Origin of the sequence: Rhizobium sp. BK112 (assembly GCF_014193215.1) — a bacterium.
In the GTDB taxonomy this organism is placed as follows: domain Bacteria; phylum Pseudomonadota; class Alphaproteobacteria; order Rhizobiales; family Rhizobiaceae; genus Rhizobium; species Rhizobium anhuiense.
Genome location: NZ_JACHYZ010000018.1, coordinates 87,340 through 100,324, shown reverse-complemented (window position 1 = coordinate 100,324; position 12,985 = coordinate 87,340). Strand labels below are relative to the sequence as shown.

At 55.6% G+C, this 12,985-nt stretch carries 16 protein-coding genes and 1 pseudogene; 5 read left to right on the top strand and 12 right to left on the bottom strand.

What is annotated here, in order from left to right; genetic code table 11:
- Positions 1 to 118: 118 nt before the first annotated feature.
- The 7 genes from FHT75_RS32295 to FHT75_RS32265 all read right to left on the bottom strand — a co-directional run bounded on the left by FHT75_RS32295 (position 119) and on the right by FHT75_RS32265 (position 6,684).
- Entirely contained in the window at positions 119 to 484 is a 366-nt protein-coding gene (locus FHT75_RS32295; RefSeq protein WP_183845512.1) for a GtrA family protein, read from the bottom strand.
- Positions 481 to 1,185, bottom strand: coding sequence for an HAD family hydrolase (locus FHT75_RS32290; protein ID WP_183845511.1), 705 nt, complete (start codon positions 1,183 to 1,185; stop codon positions 481 to 483). Before FHT75_RS32290 ends, FHT75_RS32295 begins: the two co-directional genes overlap by 4 nt.
- Entirely contained in the window at positions 1,182 to 2,168 is a 987-nt protein-coding gene (locus tag FHT75_RS32285; protein ID WP_183845510.1) for a UbiA prenyltransferase family protein, read from the bottom strand. The genes FHT75_RS32290 and FHT75_RS32285 overlap by 4 nt, the downstream gene beginning before the upstream one ends.
- Before the next feature lie 29 nt (positions 2,169 to 2,197).
- Complete coding sequence (locus FHT75_RS32280; RefSeq protein WP_183845509.1) at positions 2,198 to 3,787, bottom strand: hypothetical protein; 1,590 nt, start codon at positions 3,785 to 3,787, stop codon at positions 2,198 to 2,200.
- A 309-nt stretch (positions 3,788 to 4,096) separates the two neighbouring features.
- A complete protein-coding gene (locus FHT75_RS32275) occupies positions 4,097 to 4,945 on the bottom strand; it encodes a hypothetical protein (RefSeq protein ID WP_183845508.1) in 849 nt (282 codons plus the stop codon).
- Positions 4,942 to 5,574, bottom strand: a complete 633-nt coding sequence (locus FHT75_RS32270; protein WP_047617673.1) for a glucosaminidase domain-containing protein — start codon at positions 5,572 to 5,574, stop codon at positions 4,942 to 4,944. The genes FHT75_RS32275 and FHT75_RS32270 overlap by 4 nt, the downstream gene beginning before the upstream one ends.
- 384 nt (positions 5,575 to 5,958) lie before the next feature.
- Positions 5,959 to 6,684 carry a DUF2726 domain-containing protein gene (locus FHT75_RS32265; RefSeq protein ID WP_047617914.1) on the bottom strand — a complete coding sequence of 242 codons (726 nt, stop codon included), beginning with the start codon at positions 6,682 to 6,684 and terminating at the stop codon, positions 5,959 to 5,961.
- Between the two features lie 489 nt (positions 6,685 to 7,173).
- On the opposite strand from FHT75_RS32265, the gene FHT75_RS32260 reads away from it, so the two are divergent.
- The 3 genes from FHT75_RS32260 to FHT75_RS32250 all read left to right on the top strand — a co-directional run bounded on the left by FHT75_RS32260 (position 7,174) and on the right by FHT75_RS32250 (position 8,770).
- On the top strand, positions 7,174 to 7,845 hold the full coding sequence (locus FHT75_RS32260) for a transcriptional regulator (RefSeq protein WP_183845507.1): 672 nt from the start codon (positions 7,174 to 7,176) through the stop codon (positions 7,843 to 7,845).
- A gap of 126 nt (positions 7,846 to 7,971) precedes the next feature.
- On the top strand, positions 7,972 to 8,529 hold the full coding sequence (locus FHT75_RS32255) for a hypothetical protein (protein ID WP_183845506.1): 558 nt from the start codon (positions 7,972 to 7,974) through the stop codon (positions 8,527 to 8,529).
- Positions 8,530 to 8,572: 43 nt separating this feature from the next.
- A complete protein-coding gene (locus FHT75_RS32250; protein ID WP_183845505.1) occupies positions 8,573 to 8,770 on the top strand; it encodes a hypothetical protein in 198 nt (65 codons plus the stop codon).
- 28 nt (positions 8,771 to 8,798) lie between these two features.
- On the opposite strand, the gene FHT75_RS32245 is transcribed toward FHT75_RS32250, so the two are convergent.
- The 3 genes and pseudogenes from FHT75_RS32245 to FHT75_RS36110 form a co-directional block, all read right to left on the bottom strand.
- Complete coding sequence (locus tag FHT75_RS32245; protein ID WP_183845504.1) at positions 8,799 to 9,410, bottom strand: L,D-transpeptidase; 612 nt, start codon at positions 9,408 to 9,410, stop codon at positions 8,799 to 8,801.
- A 179-nt stretch (positions 9,411 to 9,589) separates the two neighbouring features.
- Positions 9,590 to 10,108: pseudogene (locus FHT75_RS32240) on the bottom strand (transporter); the annotation flags it as partial.
- Positions 10,101 to 10,388 (bottom strand): type IV secretion system protein VirB3, encoded by a 288-nt coding sequence (locus tag FHT75_RS36110; protein WP_409527378.1) that lies wholly within the window; start codon positions 10,386 to 10,388, stop codon positions 10,101 to 10,103. The gene FHT75_RS36110 and the pseudogene FHT75_RS32240, both read right to left, overlap by 8 nt.
- Between FHT75_RS36110 and FHT75_RS36555 the strand changes: the two genes are divergently transcribed.
- A complete protein-coding gene (locus FHT75_RS36555) occupies positions 10,269 to 10,556 on the top strand; it encodes a GNAT family N-acetyltransferase (protein ID WP_409527376.1) in 288 nt (95 codons plus the stop codon). The genes FHT75_RS36110 and FHT75_RS36555 overlap by 120 nt on opposite strands.
- 232 nt (positions 10,557 to 10,788) lie before the next feature.
- Here the strand turns inward: FHT75_RS36555 and FHT75_RS32230 are convergent, their stop codons facing one another.
- Both FHT75_RS32230 and FHT75_RS36105 read right to left on the bottom strand, forming a co-directional pair.
- Positions 10,789 to 11,076 carry a hypothetical protein gene (locus FHT75_RS32230; RefSeq protein WP_183845503.1) on the bottom strand — a complete coding sequence of 96 codons (288 nt, stop codon included), beginning with the start codon at positions 11,074 to 11,076 and terminating at the stop codon, positions 10,789 to 10,791.
- Positions 11,077 to 12,160: 1,084 nt separating this feature from the next.
- Positions 12,161 to 12,448 carry a hypothetical protein gene (locus tag FHT75_RS36105; protein WP_246713003.1) on the bottom strand — a complete coding sequence of 96 codons (288 nt, stop codon included), beginning with the start codon at positions 12,446 to 12,448 and terminating at the stop codon, positions 12,161 to 12,163.
- Positions 12,449 to 12,652: 204 nt separating this feature from the next.
- Here FHT75_RS36105 and FHT75_RS36100 point away from each other — a divergent pair, with 204 nt between their 5' ends.
- Positions 12,653 to 12,952 (top strand): GIN domain-containing protein, encoded by a 300-nt coding sequence (locus FHT75_RS36100; RefSeq protein WP_312865394.1) that lies wholly within the window; start codon positions 12,653 to 12,655, stop codon positions 12,950 to 12,952.
- Positions 12,953 to 12,985 lie beyond the last annotated feature (33 nt).

The window sequence follows — 12,985 nt, the reverse complement described above, 5'->3', positions numbered from 1 at the left end:
TAACGATCGCGCCACTTTCGAACATGCCTTCCCACCGAGGCTCTGCTGAATTTTCGCGTCTTCTTGGGCAGCGCCCTTCAATCAAAGGAAAGATATTGCACTGTCGTCGTCGCTCACTCTACCTGAACACCCAGAGAAGGTTGATCAGGAAATTGAAGACAAAGGCCGTGCCGATGCCCAAGAGCTTTGCCCACAAGGGCGCGAACCCGACCTGTTGAACGGACATTAGCGTAATACAGACGTTGATCGATAGGCCGAACAGCGCGCCGATCAGGAAGCGTGAAGCGCGCTTGTGGCTCATTGGCTGATTGAAGACATAGCAACTGGTGATGCGGTAATTGACGGCAGCCGCGATCATCCAACTCGATGTCGCCGAAACACCGAGGGACACACCAAGCGCCAAGAGGACGCGAAATACCGCCAGATCGACTAGCGCAGCCAGGCCTCCGGTAAATACATAGCGGATCGCCCTGGACAGGATCATCCGGACGCTCTCCCCGTTCGCAACGCTTCGAATACCTGGTCCGAATATCTCGAAAATGTCAGCCAGCCCTCCCGTGGCCTGTGGGAGCGAATGAGTGGCAGGACACCGGCGCGGCGCGCCGCAAGGCCATCCCGCTCTGGCCTGTCCCCAATCAAAACTGTTTGCGCCGGGCTCACGCCGGCGCGTTGCATCAGTATCTGCAGGCCGCGTGGATCCGGCTTCAGGATGCCGATGTCGGGATCAGTTGAGGCCACTACGAAATCGGCCGACAGTGTCATCTGCTGCAACTTTTGGCCGGCGGGATAGTCAGAATAGATTCCGATCGCCTTGTTCTGCCGCCTGAGCGCCGCAAACAGCTCCACCACTCCTCGATACCGGCAGGATGCGATATGGGCGAGCGGACGACGTTCGATCCACTCGCTGACGATTGCCTCTATCCTTTCGGTTGGCTGGCCGGTTCGCGCGACGGTTCGCGCCATTAGGCTCGCCTGAAAATTGTCGATCTCCTCCTCGCCGACGGTTTCACGCAGGGAGCGGTATGCGCGCAGCACACGCAAATTGGTCAAGCAGCCGCTCGCCAGTGCATCAGCAATCATTTCGCCGGCCATCCGAAGGCGAAGCCTTCGCTGGTTGTAGAGCGTCCCGTCGACGTCGAAGACGACGAAGCGGACACTGCCCCAGTCGACATTCCCCACGATCATCGGATGATAATGTAGTGCTGCTCGGTCAGCGTCACCAGAAGCGGGAGATCGACAAGTGTCGTGACGATGAAGGCCACTACCAGGGCCGCGACGATCGCGATCAGGCCAGGCTCGCGGAACAGCTTTTCCGGTTTCTGCGCCGTAGAGCCCGGTTTCGTCGCCATCACGAAATAAGCAGTGAACAGGGCAACGACGAAGGGCAGGACGAGTATGTACTCGATGCGATACTTAACCAGGAAGACTGACAGAAAGCCAATCGAAAACAGCGAATAGGCAATGCAGGAGGCGGTCAGCGAGACCTGCGTATACTGGGTGAAACTAGCCCGGTATCGCGATAGCAGCTCCTTTCCATGCGAAGCGACGATCTCGTCATATTCCGACAAGCGCTTGGCCGCCATAAGGAACGCGCCGCCGAACCAGTAGGCCAGAATGATCGATCCCGGCGGGAGGCTCGTGGCATCGATCATCGACCAACCGATCACGAGGCGGATAGGATTGTTGATCGATTCCGAGATCACGTCGAGATAGGCCTTGTCCTTGCTTCTGATCGGGTCGAGATTGTAAAGAATTCCCTGAATCGCGAACAAGCAGGCGGCGAAGAAGAGTAGTTTGCTCGCGAGAATGGCGCAGCCGAGGCCGACGATGAGCAGCAGGGTCCATTCGAGCTGCACCAACCTGCCGTTCATTGCGCTTTGTACGGCTGACCGCTGCGATTTCGTCGGATGATGTCGGTCAAACTCGCGGTCGAACCACTCGTTAATGCAGTAGTTCGCGGATGCGATGCAGATCGCAGTCACAAGTCCGAGCAGGATCGAGGACGCCAGGTCGTCGTTTCTGACCCCGCGCAGAAGATAGGCGAGGATGATGCCGGGAAGGATAAAGATATGCTTCGTGCTGTGATCGAGCCGCGCAATGGCGATATAGTCGCGCAAACCCGCTCGAGCTGATGCGGTCACCCTGCGTTCAACCACGCTTGTATCCATGCAGGACGCCTCCTTCATCATCAGACGGTCTAATTCCGATCACCGTCCAACAGATACACATCATAGGTTTCGAAATAATTCGCAGGGCCGAATTCGGCCAGCAGCGTCGTTGCGGACAGAAAATCGTCGATCTGCTGGCGCGAGGCATGGAAGGTCCAGTTGTAACCCTCCCGGTAGACCTCGTCCGGAACTATTTTCTTCAGCTTGTGCTGCATCAGGATCACCACTGGAAACCCGGTCTGGGCGTGCAGGTCCTGGCTGGTTTTCAGCGTCTCTCCAAGATCCGTGTCGAGCTTACCTTTCTTTGTGAAGCGGACGTACGTTCCGAATTTGTGCTCGCGGGTCAGGTATGTTGGATTGTCGATGTAGTATGGCAGGGCCTCGGCGAGATATTCCGGCTCGGCAACTATGGTTGCCTTGGCAAGTTCCGGCCGGGATCGGATGAGAAGGGCAAGATCCGCACTGCGGCTCTCGACCCTGCCGACGCCAACTGCATAAGCCGACTTGTTGAGCCCTAGCAATACCTGCAGTCCCACCATTATCACCAACAGCCCACAGCCGAAGCGAACCACGGCACTAGAGCGCACCGTTATTTTTCCTGAAAAGCAGTCAGCGATCCGATCCCAACTGATCCAGTAAAGCGATAGGCAGAAGCAGAACCAAACCAGCGCATGCCTTTCATCGCCAGGCGATGCCAGTTTGGAAAAGAGCGAGAAGACGAGAAGCGAAACGACTGCCCCAATGAAAGCGGCGGGTCTCGCCAGAAGACCGAGCGTGGAGCCGAAGAGTATTAATGATCCGATCGGGATGGGTACGGTCGGAAATAGGGCGCCGGGCGTCGTACTTGCCGGGTTTAGGAGCGCACTCAGGGCCAGTTCCACCGGTGACGTTAGCGAGAGATCGGCGACCGCGGCATCGTTGAACGTCGGAAGGATAGTGATGCCGCAGACCACCAGTCCGGCCGTCGCGATCACCGCATTGGCGAAGAAGTTGGTCAATGACGGCAACGAGCGCATGGCGCGGTCTTCGAAAAGGTCTAGGAACCAGAAGAGCAGGAAGCCGCCGGTCATGATGGCGGCAATGACATTGGTGTTGGCGAGAAGAAAGAGCAGCCCGCCGATCAGATATCCTCGCGTCCGACCGGCCTTGTAATTTGCAGCGATGACGAAGAGCACCAGCGCAGATATGCCGTAGTTCCTGGCCATGACGGAATATTCATAGACGAAAGCGTCGCTCCCTATGATCAATATGACCAGAATAAGGGGGAATGGTGAGCGGAAGAGAAGCAAGACCACTGCGGCAGTGGCGACCAGCAGGGCAAGGCCGGGGAGAACTACTACGTTTCCGAACATCAGATGTGCAACACGCAAAAGCAGATACCAGACGGCCGGATGACCCTCACCATGGATCGTCCGCAGCATGGCCCCTATGCTGTCGCCGGAGAGCGCCAGTGTCAGGGCACGGACCTCATCGCGAAACATCACATGATGGAATACTCGAAAGCCGACCACGACAAGCCAGACCGCCAGAACGAAACATGCGACGATCCGGCGGGATCGGGTTCGCGGCTGCACAAGACGTCCTATCAGACCGACCGAGTTTGTTATTTCAGTAGACATAATCCTCGAACTGCAATTCAGACGACTAGGCGGCCTGCCTCAAAACCCATGATGCCGGCGCTTTCTCGGGCGCTCGTCGGAACGTCGCTGCGAGACTTTCCAGAGAACTAACACCTTCCATAATGGCTTAATGCTAAGATAAGCTTTAGTGACGCTTATCTAAAGTTGGTGGCAACTGGTTCGAATCCGGTCAAGGCGAAGGGCCTTTATACTGTCGCTGCCGGCCGATGCCCGGCTGGTGTTCAGCACCAGGCCGACATGTGTCGGGGATCTGGCCTAGCGCTCGGTGTCAGTTCATAGCACCGGCCTCTAGTTGCACGGGATCCGGCCAGGCGACTCGGCCTTTTCTAAAGCTTGCGCGGCCGCAGCAATGAGTCGGTGGTGAGGTTTGTTCCACGCTTCGACCAAGCTTCTGCGAGAGACCTCCAGCCAGCCCGATTTTCTGGATGTTGACGGGCAGGAGGTACCCACATCAATATCCTCACCGTTATCCAGCTTCATCCGCTCGCTGTAGCGTAAATAGATCTCTCGCCTTATTCCCGAAGGTCTTGAGACCTGAGCCGGCCTATCGACTGTGGTGGTTCGAGAAAGAGCGCCGATGATTGCTTTCTGCTTCGCTACAGAAACCGACCCGCGTTGCGGGATGCCGTCCGGAAGCGGGATCGTAACACCATGCAAGAACACCAAATTGAGATAGTCGTTGGAGGACGCGCCAGCGGAGTTTCCGGTTTCGATTATATTTCCTGCGATAGGGAAGGAGAATTGATTGGATTCCCACATATAGGCAGCCAGACGGGCAATGCACCGGCGCGCTTTCGGTGATTTTAAGCACGCATCCACGATCCAGCCTGACATCATCTCGGCCGGGATAGTGGCCAGTTGGACCCAGCCATCGAGCCCGCCTTCCTTGTAAGTGCATTCCTTGTACGGAATCCCCGGGTAAAGAGGATTATCCATTATGGGCGTCGCATCGCAATTCTGCTCGAAATATCGTGGTTGCTTCGTTCTGGCGGCGATGACTTTGGTGAGCGAACTCCCCAGATTATTATCCTGGAGCTTCTCGAAAATAGCGTCGAAGGTCGATTTTGCGGCGACCGGGTTGGCAAGCGCCGATAGAGAGAGTGTGGCTAACGCAAGTATAAGCGACAGAGTTCTCATTCGGTCATCTCCCACATCGAAATGGAACTGTTGGGAATAGGTCTTTTGACGATCGCCGATATCTGGCTAACGTATCGCGTGCCGTCGTAATTGTAGGTTGAGGCAATTGATTTCAGCCACGCCATTGCAGCGGTGCGCTTATCGATGCCGCTTTTGAGGGCCTCCTGGTATGCATCGCGGGCTGGCTTGTAGTGTCGGCTATTGGCAAGGCGCCATGCCACAAAATTGACGGCGTCCGCTCGGGTTTTGAATGCAGGATACTCGTTTCCGTCGTCCCAATCAGGCTGGCACCACAGGACAAATTTTTCATAGCCCTTACCGATCTCGGCGCCCGGCCACTTGAAGGCAAAAATATTGTTCGATTTGATCGCTATGCGGGTCAAACCGTAACCCGATTCCACGACTGCCATGCTAGCGATCATTGCACCCGGGACGCCATATTTCTCTGCCGATATTTTAGCGGCTTTTGCCACTTCTTCGACGAAGCTCTTTTGTTCAACCAGGGTTGGAGCGTGCACTGCCAAGTAACACCAGTCGCCTTTTCCCGGTCGATCTATATCGTCGGCAGCATGAGAGACATTAGCGGCCGCAAGAATCACAGCCGCCGCGCCAATTGCAATTCGGTTCATATGTGCCCCAGTTAAATCTTGATGCAATTATGAAGAGAGGAAATATTGATACATAAGCGAACTATTGCACCATTTGCAACCTGTTTGTGTGGGCGAAAAATACTTTGCGGAGAAGGAAAACGAAGAATGTCGCTTGTTCGCCAGCGCCTTGGTTCAGTCAAGGATGTTATGTTCATCAGCATTTAGGACTATACCGGCATTGCCAATCTCGTCGCAGGGATGAACGTCTTCGAGAAACACTGCGGTATCTCGGCGCCCGGAAACAGATTTTCGGGAACTGCCTGGAAATCGGAGATCATCCCGGGTGCGCCCCGAGTCCATTAAGACACGGCCATCGTTTCTCCAGCCGCAAAGGCTCGACCAGACGTTCGTGATGAGATAGCTTTAGCTGACGCTCGGCTTGTCCACCAGCTTTTCGACCAAGCGCCTGAGTTCCGACGGCGTCGTTTGCCCAGCCACCACCTCGTAATAGCCGATCCCGGCGCGTCGTAGCGCCTCCTTCTTCACTGCGTCACGCGCGGCCGCGGTGCCTTGATGGTGTGCGCCGCCCTGGTATTCGATGACGTGCCGCGGTTGGCAATTGCCGTCCACCAGGAGCAAGTCCACGCGTTTGGAGTTGATGCAACTGTAGGCGTCTGGGTCGGCACTTCGCAGGATCTCGCCCACTGAAACCTGAGCCATCACCTGCCAGGACGAATTGCAGCCGATCACCACACTGTCGAGTTCCCGAAACACCCGGGCTTCGCTTTTGTTCAGCAATGGCTGGGTGGTGAACTTCGAGCACATCACGATACGTAGTTGATCCGTGGCATCGATTGGCCGCGATGGCTGAGCAGCTGGGGTCTGAAGCCAGGGGCCCTGTATGACGCGTTCGTTCCAGCGTCTTTCCTCCGAGCGCGACCTGTTTCTCTCTCGCCACGCCTGTCTGCTCGTCGCGGTTAGGAACTGCTCAACGGCCATGCCGATGATAATGCCCACAAACAGCGCGGCGATTAGCAGTTCTGGCTTTTCGAAGTCTGCAATGTTTATGCCGCCCGAAGCGCCGACTGCAGCAGCTCCGATGATCAGCCAAGGTGCTGCGAACAGAACCGACCTTTGGCGATATTGCATGCCCATCTCCGAGTTTCCCGCGAAGATAGTATGACGCTTCTACGACGCGCGGAAAGTTATCCAAAAGAATGAGGTCTCACACGCCGCAAACTTCAACCCGATCGGTTTCCTGGTTCCGAGGAATGGTTCTAGCGACTAGCCGACATCCGCTTCTGCCAGAATTCCTTCATCGCTGGCATAGCAAAAGCTTAAGAGTCAGTGCCAAACTTGTTGCCATGGTGTTCATGCTCCGGACTAAAAAGATCGCATAATGGATCGTCGGGAACCCTGTGAAAATGTCTCGCGGCTAACGACTGGTGCCATTTTCTTTCAAGAGCTTTGAGCGTATAGGCCGCCCTCAATCCCATTCGATGGGCCACAAATTCTGCTACCGGAATGGTGCGGTCGATCTGATATGAGCATCCCTATAGACGGGTGTTCCCGTAGGCGCTATTCGTGACGTAACCGCATAACAGCAAACCATCCTATGAATTCCCAAGGCCTCTTATATTGAAAAAAGCGCAGCGCAGTTTTGCCGTCGAGTACAAGAACGGCAGGCGAAAACTCGATCCCAAGTCGAACTCGATTTGGGGTAACATGGATCTGAAGTCAGTCGCTCGCGATCTAGAGGAAGAGACATCGCGGCATCCATCAGATAGCTCTCAGCGTGGCAAATCTGACGGCGAAACGTCTTTCGCGGAATCTGACGGCAAGTCGTTGTTGACACCGTCTCTTGGGGCATCAACAACTCTATCAGATACACAGGAGATGAGCATGGCCGACGACACTGATACGGCAACCAAGGCCGATGGACCGACCGTTGTTGAAACACCCACTGCGCCGAAGAAACAGCGCAAACCCCGCGCCAAGAAAGCGGCGGCGCTCGAGACCTCGTCAGTTGACGCTACGGCAGAGCCGCCGGCGGCGCTGACCGGTGCCGGTGGCGGGAAGAGGAGAGGGCGCAAGGCAAAGGTGATCGAAGCTGCGTCGAGTGCTAAACGTACGCGTGTTAGCCGTGCTCCAAAGCCCGCACAGACCACCTCGGCCGCGCCGATAACAGCGATCGATGAGATGGCGGATCTCTTGCAGTTGGAAGAGGAAAATCAGCGACTCCGCAAGCTTCTGGCTGAAAAGCTTCGTGCAGAAAATGCCGATCTGCGCAAACGGCTCAAGCTCGACTGATATGAGTAGCCGGTCAATCCCGGCTGCATTGCTATGCTTATCGAGACATAGTTTGGCAGCGATGGATGCCGTTGCCGGAACCAAAACTCACTGCCTGCTTGCGGGTTAAAACGCGAGGTCAGATAGATGGCGTCTCCCTGGAAATTTCTTGCTCGTCTGATCTCACCGGGACGCGAACAAAAGAGAGAAGGCGGCTCGACCAAGAAGGTTGTTGCCGCGGACCCGTTGGCTATTGCCGGTCCGATTGAAGCGCCTGCCGAGGAGAAGCTGAATAGCGAGGGCCGACCGACAAGCGATGCGACACACCACGATCAATCCACTTCAATTTTCACAGAGCGTGTGCGTTCCGAAGAAGCCAAAAACGATCGCCAAGATAAATTCGAAATCGAAGATGCCGGAGTCGTGCAGGCTGTTCATCCAGCTTCCGGCGAGACAGGTACGGACATCATCGCTGCGCTTCGTGCTGTGGACATTCAGGCTGTCGAGGTCGCGCCGCGCAAGCAAAGAAATCGCGGCAAGAAAGCGGTAGCCGTTCCAAACACTCCCCAGGCCACCCAGGTCGGCGACACCACAAACGAGATGAACCTGGATGAAGAAATCAGGCTGCTCAGGGGGCAGCTCGCCAGAAGGCTAAAGCTCCAAAACGAACAACTGAGAAAAATGCTGGAGCGGTTTGAACGGTGAAATGTCGGCCGGACTTGCGCTCTGCAAGACGGGATTCGATTGCATGCTCAACATTCTCAGATATGAACAGGGTGTCGCAGGTTCGAACTCGTTCAAGGCGAGCATCATCCACCTAGCTTCGAGGACTGTCTACCTTGCTTGGAAGCCGTCCGGGCAGAAGATCAAGGTGAATCCCGACGTGAAAGCATGGCCTGAAAAGGCGAAGGCTGAACTCCGCCAGTGGGCAGCGAAATGGAAATGACGGGACAGTTCGGTCAAGCGAAATTCGATTACCGCTGGACGATTACTCGGGTTCCCGGCTGCACCATCTCATAAAGCTCCTCGACATCTTCGCGGTACATCCGAAAGCAACCGCTCGACGCGTTGGTTCCAATCGAGGAGGGATCGTTGGTGCCGTGGATGCGTAGCAGTCCGTCGGCAAGGTAGATCGCGCGGGTTCCAAGCGGATTTGCGGGACCGGGTTTCACAACGGCCGGAAGCCGTGGGTTCTTCTGCCGCATGCTGGCCGTGGGTCGCCATTCGGGATGCAATCGCTTCGACACGACCCGCGTTGTTCCGTACCACTGCTTGCCCTCACGGCCGACGGCAATGGGGTAAGCGAACTGCTCGCCCTGTGCGGTCGTGTAAATCAGAGTGTGCTCACGCGTGGCGATGACAACGGTTCCCCGTCCAATTCGCGTCGATGGCTCCCGACGTTCTTGCAAAGGTTCTCGATAGCCAGGTTCTGGCTCGTAGTAGGGAGGAGGGGGATACGGGCTGTAAGGGTCATCATAGTCGTAGCCGTCGTATTCATCGTATCCATCATATGGCGCGTAAACTTGGGCTTGGGCATGCACCGCTGTCAGAAAGAGGGCCGCAGCAAGGAGAACCAGCAATCTCATTCTTCGCCATCCGCTTGTTATACAGGCATGATTGGGCGGAATTCTGTGGCGGCACTATGGCAGGGAAGCATGAGCGGTCATTGTGCCAGTCCCAGTTTCACTTAGACTAACTCCACCACGGCATTAATGCTCAGGATCGCCGAGCATCAATGGCAATCGCAATCTATGACCCCATGCAGCTTGGAAAAGGACGCAGTCACGTCGGAGACCTTGTCCCTCAGATGCTTCAGGGCATCCTCATCAAGCTCGACACGGTCGCGGCGCGCCTTGCGCAGGCGGGAGAGAAGATGGGCGGCTTTTTCTGCGGGATCCCGGCCCGGATGCCAGACAAGCGAGAGGTAAAGATCATTGCGAAACAGATCCTCTTCGATCATGCGGTCGCGATATCGAGCGTTCAGACCTTGCGAGAAGGGGTTGGCGAAGGCTCCGTCCGGGTAGGCGTTGTCGCGGCGGCGGATGACATGACTCCAGAGCGCCAGATGGTCGTCGGCGATGTTGCGGTAAAGCGTATTGAGATCGCGGTGCAGGCTGTTGAGGTCCATGACATCGGCAGTTTCGAAGGATATGCCTTCAAGCGCGACCATCACCATCAAGGCCCTGGATTCGAGCGCGATCGTCGTCTCGTCGACATGACGGACGTATGGAATGAAAGTTTCGGGCCCGAGTTCGCGCGAGCGAAGCGTTGCGGTGCTAGGCAAAGCTCAAATCCTTTTCGTCATAGCGCCGGATGAGCCTCAGGGGCGACAAGCTGGCGCCGCCCCAATAGGCGGCGTTGCGCGACCGGCCGCGGGTCTCGATCCAGGAGATCAGGATGCGGAACATGTTGTGGTCACGCTTGACGAGCGTGCGGAATATGAAATGGAAGACGACGCCGACAAGTGCGTAGGCGATCGATCCCGCGGTGATATAGAGGATGGTCGTCAGCATGGAAGCGAGGCGATCCGCCTGCTTTTGCACCACGCCTTCACGGAGCTGAATTTCCACCGCATTGGCATAAGGGTTCTTGCTTTCAATGAGCGAGCAATCAGGGCCTACCAGAAGGGTGGCTTCCTGATTGAGGGACGGGAGCGAGAAACCGCCTTCGTAGACGGTGTATGGCATGACGACCTGATGATGGGCATACTTTCCAAAGAATTTCAGGCATAGTCGTCGCCGAAGGTGTCGGCGTCGTGCCGAACCCTGTCTTCGAGCACCTCTGAATTATGCCGAGCTTTCGATCCTGGAACTGGAAATATCAGGCTTTAGCGAACGGGCTCGGCATAGTATCGGGGATCGGGATGAATCCCCGACCTTCGTATCGATCAGCTCCAGGTGAGGACCCAACCTCTATTGGAAAGAATGCGAACACAAGGGCCAGACTGCAGCCGCCGACTGCGGATCAATTTCCGCCATCGAGAAAAGTGCGCTGAATTGCTGCCCATTCATCTGGATAGGGCTCGTGATCTTGCAGATATTCCGCCACGTATTCGCCCCAGCCTTGAATCTTCCGATATTTGGTCATGGCGTCGAAATGGCTATGTCCCGTCAGTTCGGCGGCCTTTACCGCTCCTGGCTTAAGGAGTGCCCTGAACCCATCGCCCATGGGGCCAGCAAGACAAAGGCCAGGAAGCATCTGACCATCACGTTCGGGATCGAGCCAGATTTCGTGGATAAGCTCGTTTTTCATTGGAACGTGCTACTTCGAGCGCTGTCTGGTGACAAGATTGCTGTGCTCCGAATGCCTGAAGATTTACCGCTCTTCCGAGCGGGAGGGGAGTGAATTCGCTGATGGCACCCCGGTAGGCCGGATTCCCGGGAACCTTCCGGCCAAGGAATGCAGTCGCGGGACATATTAATACCCTTATGCCGAATTCGGCATAACGGAATTTATCCAGAGCCCGATACTATGCCGAGCCCATTCCCTAAAAGCCCGAGATTTCCGGTAACCCAGGATCGAAAACTCGGAATAGTTTGAAAGCGTTGGAAGACCGGGTTCGGTCGACTTTGCCTCGCTAATGATAATAGGGCCGAAGGAAAATGAGGTAGATTAAAATTGGGATCGCAACGAAAGCGCTGTGCTTCCACATTTGCCTGCGGAGATGGAAATACTCGTCTCTGATCGCTTGCGGGCACTCTGGCGATCCCCAGGCGATCCCTGTGTGGATTGTGAACGGTGTCGTGTAGGTAATCTCACCGAACTTCGATGCCTTTGAAGCAAGACGCTCGTTCAAGATGAAATAATACGTGCCAACGGCGATGAAGATTGCAACGTCTATGCCAAGCACAATCCTAATGAAAAGATTGATGCTGTCATGTGAGAAGCTCGGCAATGATCCCAACATGACAGGAACTTATACAGACTATTCGGCCCGCCAGAAATGAAGCGCGTAGCTTCCTCATTATAGCGTAAAGAAACACTAAAGCGATGTGGCTGTTGGCGGAAATCGTTGAAAAGCCCGTCACTCGTCGCGCCGGACACCTTTGTCGATCTTATTCCGCTGGGCGATGATCCGATCAACGCGCGTTTGCGACTTCACATCTTGCCATATCGCCCACAGCGCTAGGCCAATAAATAGTAGGCAGAGCAGGCGGAACATCCAAAGTGCTCCAACCTGCCCCAGTATGGCTACCAGCATTGCAGACCGCCATGACGAGCTTACATCGTCGATTAGCAAGAGGGCCGCCACCAAGGTAGCAACGACTATAATGCCGATGAATCTCGGGTTGCATAAGTCTCTCATCACACCATAATTCACATGAACTACTGTCCATCAAGTAAACATGTCGATGCTGCTGTTAAAATAATTGTCTTCGGCGTGGTTTTTCCGGTCCGCCTTCCTAGCGCTCGGAACCGTTCTTTCCGGGTCTGGCTGGGCCAGCGCAGCATATTTATGGAACGGAGGATCGACCTGCGAGCCTGCAAGCGGTACCCAGCAGTAGGTTAACTGCCTTTTGTTGCGGACGGCAGGCTGGCAATCGCCCTGTTCGGCGCCACCCACTACCAACCAGGGGAAAAGACGGAGGCTGTCGTCCGCGGCGATTTGGCGTTGGTCAATCATTTGCGACTTACATCCGGCCGAGTGGGCTTGGACTGCAATCCTGGCTGTTTGCTTCCCGGCTCGACATCAGGCTATCGGGACCAGCGATCACCAGATGGGATTTGCTGAACAATGTTGACCTGACACTATCCAAGATCAACCAGCCAGAGCTTGAGGTGAACATCAAGGCAGCGGGAATTCCTCTGCGACGGGAATTGCAGACGCATCAAGCTCAACATTCCCGGCTCTGGCGAAGCCCAATTCGAAGGCCTGATTGCAAAATCGGCAACGGTGACAATCCGAGGGAGCGGCAATGCAAAGATGACCGCCCAGGTAGACGCGGATGGTTCGATTTCGGGCAACGGAAATGTTGAATTGTCGGGGCATCCAGCGATGCGACAGAGATCGAGGGTAACGGCCGCATTGTGCAAGTCCCTTGAACCACGAGGGCGAGGGGGCGGCAAGGGAGCGCGGCTTTTGAAGCGGAACTTTGCATCAATTGCGGTCGCTCCTATTTTTTCGTAGACCGCGCCCATTGGTGCAGAAGTTACAGGACAT

What these genes read in the sequence shown, in the direction of transcription:
- FHT75_RS32255 (WP_183845506.1), top strand. Translation starts at nt 7,972, where the DNA reads ATGGCGTCTCCCTGGAAATTTCTTGCTCGTCTGATCTCACCGGGACGC.
- FHT75_RS32245 (WP_183845504.1), bottom strand. Translation starts at nt 9,410, where the DNA reads ATGAGATTGCTGGTTCTCCTTGCTGCGGCCCTCTTTCTGACAGCGGTG.
- FHT75_RS36555 (WP_409527376.1), top strand. Translation starts at nt 10,269, where the DNA reads ATGGAAGACGACGCCGACAAGTGCGTAGGCGATCGATCCCGCGGTGAT.
- FHT75_RS32290 (WP_183845511.1), bottom strand. Translation starts at nt 1,185, where the DNA reads ATGATCGTGGGGAATGTCGACTGGGGCAGTGTCCGCTTCGTCGTCTTC.
- FHT75_RS32295 (WP_183845512.1), bottom strand. Translation starts at nt 484, where the DNA reads ATGATCCTGTCCAGGGCGATCCGCTATGTATTTACCGGAGGCCTGGCT.
- FHT75_RS32285 (WP_183845510.1), bottom strand. Translation starts at nt 2,168, where the DNA reads ATGGATACAAGCGTGGTTGAACGCAGGGTGACCGCATCAGCTCGAGCG.
- FHT75_RS32280 (WP_183845509.1), bottom strand. Translation starts at nt 3,787, where the DNA reads ATGTCTACTGAAATAACAAACTCGGTCGGTCTGATAGGACGTCTTGTG.
- FHT75_RS32265 (WP_047617914.1), bottom strand. Translation starts at nt 6,684, where the DNA reads ATGCAATATCGCCAAAGGTCGGTTCTGTTCGCAGCACCTTGGCTGATC.
- FHT75_RS32250 (WP_183845505.1), top strand. Translation starts at nt 8,573, where the DNA reads ATGCTCAACATTCTCAGATATGAACAGGGTGTCGCAGGTTCGAACTCG.
- FHT75_RS32230 (WP_183845503.1), bottom strand. Translation starts at nt 11,076, where the DNA reads ATGAAAAACGAGCTTATCCACGAAATCTGGCTCGATCCCGAACGTGAT.
- FHT75_RS36105 (WP_246713003.1), bottom strand. Translation starts at nt 12,448, where the DNA reads ATGATTGACCAACGCCAAATCGCCGCGGACGACAGCCTCCGTCTTTTC.
- FHT75_RS32275 (WP_183845508.1), bottom strand. Translation starts at nt 4,945, where the DNA reads ATGAGAACTCTGTCGCTTATACTTGCGTTAGCCACACTCTCTCTATCG.
- FHT75_RS32270 (WP_047617673.1), bottom strand. Translation starts at nt 5,574, where the DNA reads ATGAACCGAATTGCAATTGGCGCGGCGGCTGTGATTCTTGCGGCCGCT.